Genomic DNA, 6,412 nt, shown 5'->3' with positions numbered 1-6,412 from the left:
GCTCGCTCCCACAGTTGAAATGCAGTCCCCTGTGGGAGCGAGCCTGCTCGCGAAGAGGCCATCCGCTACACCGCCGATTTCACGGCAGAAGGTTGTGGCCGCATCACGCACAACCCGTAATAAATCAACCCGCCAAGGGCCGAGCCGGTGAACCAGCCATAGCTGTAGAACCAGCTGAACACGTCGCTGCCCAGCGACAACAGCGTCAGCACCACCGGCACACCGAACGCGAGGAAACCGTTCCAGTTCCACGCCGGATACACGTCATCGCGGTACAGGCCGGCAAGGTCCAGTTGCTGTTTCTTGATCAGGAAATAGTCCACCACCATGATCCCGGCAATCGGCCCCAGCAGGCTGGAATAGCCGAGTAGCCAGTTGGAGTAAACGGTTTCCAGGCTGATGTCCGAGACGATCAACCCCAGCTTCTTCAGCAGTTCATGGCCCATGAGCGCCAGGCCGACGAAACCGGTGAGCATCACCGCCTTGGTGCGGTTGATCGCCTTGGGTGCGATGTTCTGGAAGTCGTTGGTCGGCGACACGATGTTGGCTGCGGTGTTGGTGGACAGCGTGGCGATGATGATCAGCGCCATGGCCAGGGCGACCCAGACGGGGCTCTGGATATGGCCGATCAGCGTCACCGGATCGGACACCGTGACGCCCACCAGTTTCACCGAGGCGGCGGTCATCACCACGCCCAGCGCGGCGAACAAGAACATGGTCAGCGGCAAGCCGATGATCTGCCCGACGATCTGGTCCTTTTGGCTTTTCGCGTAGCGGCTGAAGTCCGGGATGTTCAGCGAAAGCGTGGCCCAGAAGCCGACCATCGCCGTCAGCCCGGCGGCGAAGTAACTGACCACGCTGGCGCCTTCGGGACGCTTGGCCGGAATCGCCAGCAGCTCGGTCATCGACACATTGGGCATCGCCCACACCAGCAACCCCACGCCCACCGCCACCAGCAGCGGTGCAGACAGGGTTTCCAGCCATTTGATCGACTCGGCGCCGCGAATCACCACCCACAGGTTCAACGCCCAGAACATCATGAACCCCAGGACTTCACCGGTTCCGCCCAAGGACTTCCAGCCCTCGAACACCGAACCCAGGAACAGGTGAATGGCCAGCCCGCCGAACATCGTCTGGATGCCGAACCAGCCGCACGCCACCAGGGCACGGATCAGGCACGGGATGTTGGACCCGAGGATGCCGAACGAAGAACGCAGCAGCACCGGGAACGGAATGCCGTACTTGGTGCCAGGGAAGGCGTTCAGGGTCAGGGGAATCAACACAATGATGTTCGCGAACAGAATCGCCAGCAGCGCTTCACCGACGGTCAGGCCGAAATAGGCCGTCAGAACGCCGCCCAGGGTGTAAGTCGGCACGCAGATCGACATGCCGACCCACAACGCGGTGATGTGCCATTTGTTCCAGGTTCGTTCGCGCACCTTGGTCGGTGCCATGTCGTGGTTGTAACGGGGACTGTCGAGGACGTCGCTACCGGCTTCCAGCTCAAACAAGCCGTCGCGCTCGGTTACCTGCGATCTGATCTGTTGCATGGCCGCTCCACTGTTCTTTGAATTATTTTTCGCTCATCAGGGGGCTGGCGATTTCAAAAAGCGTGCCGGGCGCCCCGCTTGCGCATCGGGCAGTTCCATAAACACTTTATAAATAACTGTTTTTATTCATCTATCTATTGATTCCCCGGAATACTTGCCATGCCACTCAGGCCGAATGTCAGGCAAATTGTCCGAACCGCCAGGACTCAATCTGGTGCGTGGATCTTTTTTTCAGAATGGCGCATCAACCATAGACCATTCACAAACAGCTGATTTCACATAGGAAATCTTGACCATATTTCGATCCTGTCAAGTGCGTCAAAATGGTGATTGGCCTCCCCATTTTGGTGATTTTCGATTTAAACCGTTAATTATCAATCAGTTAAAACAGATATAAGCTTATAAAAAATATTCTTGCTGATTCCCATAACAGCAGCTAGCGTTTATTCCTGACAGCGTTGACAGGAATACACCTGTCGACGATGACTGCATATAAAACATCTAGAACCGGCATCAGCCGGTCATGCCTGCGAGGAATCCGGAATGTCTCTGTTGATTCGTGGCGCCACCGTTATTACCCATGATGAAAGTTATCGCGCCGATGTGTATTGCGCAGACGGCGTGATCAAGGCCATCGGCGAAAACCTCGAAGCGCCGGCAGGTGCCGAAATACTCGACGGCAACGGCCAGTACCTGATGCCCGGCGGCATCGACCCGCACACCCACATGCAACTGCCTTTCATGGGCACCGTGGCCAGCGAGGACTTCTTCAGTGGCACGGCGGCGGGTCTGGCCGGTGGCACCACCTCGATCATCGATTTCGTGATTCCCAATCCGCAGCAGTCCCTGATGGAAGCCTTCCATCAGTGGCGCGGCTGGGCCGAGAAGTCGGCATCCGATTACGGTTTTCACGTTGCCATCACCTGGTGGAGCGAGCAGGTGCGCGAGGAAATGGCCGAGCTGGTAAACCATCACGGGGTCAACAGCTTCAAACATTTCATGGCTTACAAAAACGCGATCATGGCGGCGGACGACACCCTGGTGGCGAGTTTCGAGCGTTGCCTGGAACTGGGAGCCGTGCCCACTGTGCACGCGGAAAACGGCGAACTGGTGTTTCACCTGCAACGCAAGCTGATGGCCCAGGGCATGACCGGGCCGGAGGCGCATCCGCTGTCGCGCCCTTCCCAGGTCGAAGGCGAAGCCGCGAGCCGGGCCATCCGCATTGCCGAGACCCTCGGCACGCCGCTGTACCTGGTGCACGTTTCGACCAAGGAAGCGCTGGACGAAATCACCTACGCCCGGGCCAAGGGCCAACCGGTCTATGGCGAAGTGCTCGCCGGGCATCTGCTGCTGGACGACAGCGTCTATCAACACCCGGACTGGCAGACCGCCGCCGGTTACGTGATGAGCCCGCCCTTCCGTCCTATCGGCCATCAGCAAGCGCTCTGGCATGGCCTGCAGGCGGGTAACCTGCACACCACCGCCACCGATCACTGTTGTTTCTGCGCCGAGCAGAAAGCCGCCGGCAAGGACGATTTCAGCAAGATCCCCAATGGCACCGCCGGCATCGAGGACCGCATGGCCGTGCTCTGGGATGAAGGGGTGAACACCGGACGTCTGTCGATGCAGCACTTCGTCGCCCTCACCTCGACCAACACCGCCAAGATCTTCAACCTTTACCCACGCAAAGGCGCGATCCGCGTGGGCGCCGATGCCGACTTGGTGCTGTGGGACCCGCAAGGCACACGGACGATTTCCGCCAAGACCCATCACCAGCAAGTCGACTTCAACATCTTCGAAGGCAAGACCGTGCGCGGCGTCCCCAGCCACACCATCAGCCAGGGCCGGGTGGTCTGGGCCGACGGCGACCTTCGCGCCGAGCGTGGGGCGGGACGGTATATCGAACGGCCGGCGTATCCGGCGGTGTTTGATTTATTGAGCAAGCGGGCCGAGTTGAATCAGCCGGTTGCCGTGAAACGCTGAGAGCGGCCTTCGGCCTATCGCTGGCAAGCCAGCTCCCACAGGGATTTCGGGCGTTCACAAAACCTGTGGGAGCGAGCCTGCTCGCGAAGAGGCCCGCCCGGACAACACAAAAACCAATGCCCACCAGAGGCATAACCTCCATCACCGTGAGGCTAAAAACCGTGATCAAGACCCTGACCCACCTCCCGCACCCGTACGAGAACGCAGCCGCCCTCGCCGGCCACTTCACCGACCTGGCGCCGCCGCTCAACGACCGACAGGCCCACCTGGAAGCCTCGCGCTGCCTGTATTGCTACGACGCACCGTGCGTGAATGCCTGCCCGAGCGAGATCGATATCCCCTCTTTCATCCGCAACATTCATCAGGACAACGTGCAGGGCGCGGCGCAGAAAATCCTCTCGGCCAACATCCTTGGTGGCAGTTGTGCCCGGGTCTGCCCGACGGAAATCCTCTGCCAGCAAGCCTGCGTGCGCAACAACGCCCATGAATGCGCGCCGGTGATGATCGGCCTGCTGCAACGCTATGCCGTGGACAATGCGCATTTCAGCCAGCACCCCTTCCCTCGCGCCGCCGCTACCGGCAAGCGGATTGCCGTGGTCGGCGCAGGTCCGGCTGGGCTGTCCTGCGCCCATCGCAGCGCCATGCACGGCCATGACGTGGTGATTTTCGAAGCGCGGGAAAAGGCCGGCGGCCTCAATGAATACGGAATTGCCAAATACAAACTGGTGGACGACTACGCGCAGAAGGAACTGGAATTCCTGCTGGAGATCGGCGGCATCGAAATCCGCCACGGGCAAAAACTCGGCGACAACCTGAGCCTCAGCGAACTGCACCAACAATACGATGCGGTGTTCCTCGGCCTTGGACTCAACGCCAGCAAACAACTCGGCCTGCCCCACGAAGAGGCCCCGGGCCTGGTGGCCGCCACCGACTACATCCGCGAATTGCGCCAGGCCGATGACCTGACCCAGCTACCGCTGGCTGACCACTGCATCGTGCTCGGTGCCGGCAACACCGCCATCGACATGGCGGTGCAAATGGCCCGCCTCGGCGCCCATGACGTCAACCTGGTGTACCGCCGTGGCGTCGAGGACATGGGGGCCACCCACCACGAACAGGACATCGCCAAGGCCAATCAGGTGCGCCTGTTGACCTGGGCCCAACCGGAAGAAGTGTTGCTCGATGATCAGGGTCAGGTACGCGGCATGCGCTTCGCCCGGACTCATCTGGTCGACGGCCGCCTGCAAACCACTGGGGAAACCTTCGAACTGGCCGCCGACGCGATCTTCAAGGCCATCGGCCAGACCTTCGATGACTGCGCCCTCGCCGACCCGCTCGCCCGAGAACTCAAGCGCCAGGGCGATCGCATCCTGGTGGACGAACACCTGCGCACCAGCATCCCCGGCGTCTATGCCGGCGGCGACTGCACCAGCCTCGACCAGGACCTCACCGTGCAAGCGGTGCAGCACGGCAAACGGGCCGCCGAGGCCATTCATGCTCAACTGATGCTCAACGTGGAGGCTGCGTAAATGGCCGATCTGTCGATTGTCTTCGCTGGCATCAAATCCCCCAACCCGTTCTGGCTGGCCTCCGCGCCGCCGACCGACAAGGCCTACAACGTAGTCCGCGCCTTCGAGGCCGGCTGGGGTGGCGTGGTCTGGAAAACCCTGGGTGAAGACCCGGCGGCGGTCAACGTGTCGTCGCGCTATTCGGCGCACTTCGGGGCCAACCGCGAAGTGCTGGGATTCAACAACATCGAACTGATCACCGACCGCTCGCTGGAGATCAATCTGCGGGAAATCACCCAGGTCAAAAAGGACTGGCCGGACCGCGCATTGATCGTGTCGCTGATGGTGCCCTGCGTCGAAGAGTCCTGGAAACACATCCTGCCGTTGGTGGAAGCCACCGGTGCCGACGGCATCGAACTGAACTTCGGTTGCCCCCACGGCATGCCGGAGCGCGGCATGGGCGCGGCGGTCGGCCAGGTGCCGGAGTACGTCGAACAGGTCACCCGCTGGTGCAAGACGTACTGTTCGCTGCCGGTGATCGTCAAGCTGACGCCGAACATCACCGACATTCGCATGGCGGCCCGCGCAGCGCACCGGGGCGGCGCCGATGCGGTGTCGCTGATCAACACCATCAACTCGATCACCAGCGTCAACCTGGAGCGCATGGTGGCCAATCCGATGGTCGGCAGCCAGAGCACCCATGGCGGCTATTGCGGTTCGGCGGTCAAGCCGATTGCCCTGAACATGGTCGCCGAAATCGCCCGCGACCCACAGACCCAGGGCCTGCCCATCAGCGGCATCGGCGGCATCGGCAACTGGCGCGACGCGGCGGAGTTCATCGCTCTGGGCAGCGGCTCGGTGCAGGTGTGCACGGCGGCGATGCTCCATGGTTTCCGGATCGTCGAAGAGATGAAGGACGGCCTGTCGCGCTGGATGGACAGCCAGGGCTACGCCAGCATTTCAGCGTTCTCCGGCCGGGCCGTGGCCAATACCACGGACTGGAAGTACCTGGACATCAACTATCAGGTGATTGCGAAGATTGACCAGGAGGCCTGCATCGGTTGCGGCCGCTGCCACATCGCCTGCGAAGACACCTCGCACCAGGCGGTGGCCAGCGTGAAAAAGGCCGATGGCACCCACGCCTATGAAGTGATTGATGAGGAGTGTGTAGGCTGCAATCTATGCCAGATCACCTGCCCGGTGCAGGACTGCATCGAAATGGTCCCGGTGGACACCGGCAAGCCGTTTCTGGACTGGAATCATGATCCGAGGAATCCGTATCACGTCAGCCCTTGAGAACAGCGGCGCCTGAACCAGCGCCTTCGCGAGCAGGCTCGCTCCCACACTGGAATGCATTTCAACTGTGGGAGC

4 protein-coding genes are annotated in these 6,412 nt (G+C 61.1%); 3 read left to right on the top strand and 1 reads right to left on the bottom strand.

What is annotated here, in order from left to right; genetic code table 11:
* Positions 1-65 precede the first annotated feature (65 nt).
* Positions 66-1,550 carry an NCS1 family nucleobase:cation symporter-1 gene (locus tag HNQ83_RS27810; RefSeq protein ID WP_175392049.1) on the bottom strand — a complete coding sequence of 495 codons (1,485 nt, stop codon included), beginning with the start codon at positions 1,548-1,550 and terminating at the stop codon, positions 66-68.
* A gap of 543 nt (positions 1,551-2,093) precedes the next feature.
* Between HNQ83_RS27810 and hydA the strand changes: the two genes are divergently transcribed.
* The 3 genes from hydA (at position 2,094) to preA (ending at position 6,337) form a co-directional block, all read left to right on the top strand.
* On the top strand, positions 2,094-3,533 hold the full coding sequence (gene hydA / locus HNQ83_RS27805) for a dihydropyrimidinase (protein WP_175392048.1): 1,440 nt from the start codon (positions 2,094-2,096) through the stop codon (positions 3,531-3,533).
* Positions 3,534-3,694: 161 nt separating this feature from the next.
* Entirely contained in the window at positions 3,695-5,062 is a 1,368-nt protein-coding gene (locus HNQ83_RS27800) for an FAD-dependent oxidoreductase (RefSeq protein WP_175392047.1), read from the top strand.
* Positions 5,063-6,337, top strand: coding sequence for an NAD-dependent dihydropyrimidine dehydrogenase subunit PreA (gene preA / locus HNQ83_RS27795; RefSeq protein ID WP_175392046.1), 1,275 nt, complete (start codon positions 5,063-5,065; stop codon positions 6,335-6,337).
* Positions 6,338-6,412: the final 75 nt, after the last annotated feature.

Source organism: Pseudomonas sp. C2B4 (genome assembly GCF_013359695.1).
GTDB lineage: Bacteria > Pseudomonadota > Gammaproteobacteria > Pseudomonadales > Pseudomonadaceae > Aquipseudomonas.
The sequence above is the reverse complement of the archived record's forward strand: the minus strand, read 5'-3'. Positions and strand labels throughout refer to the sequence as shown.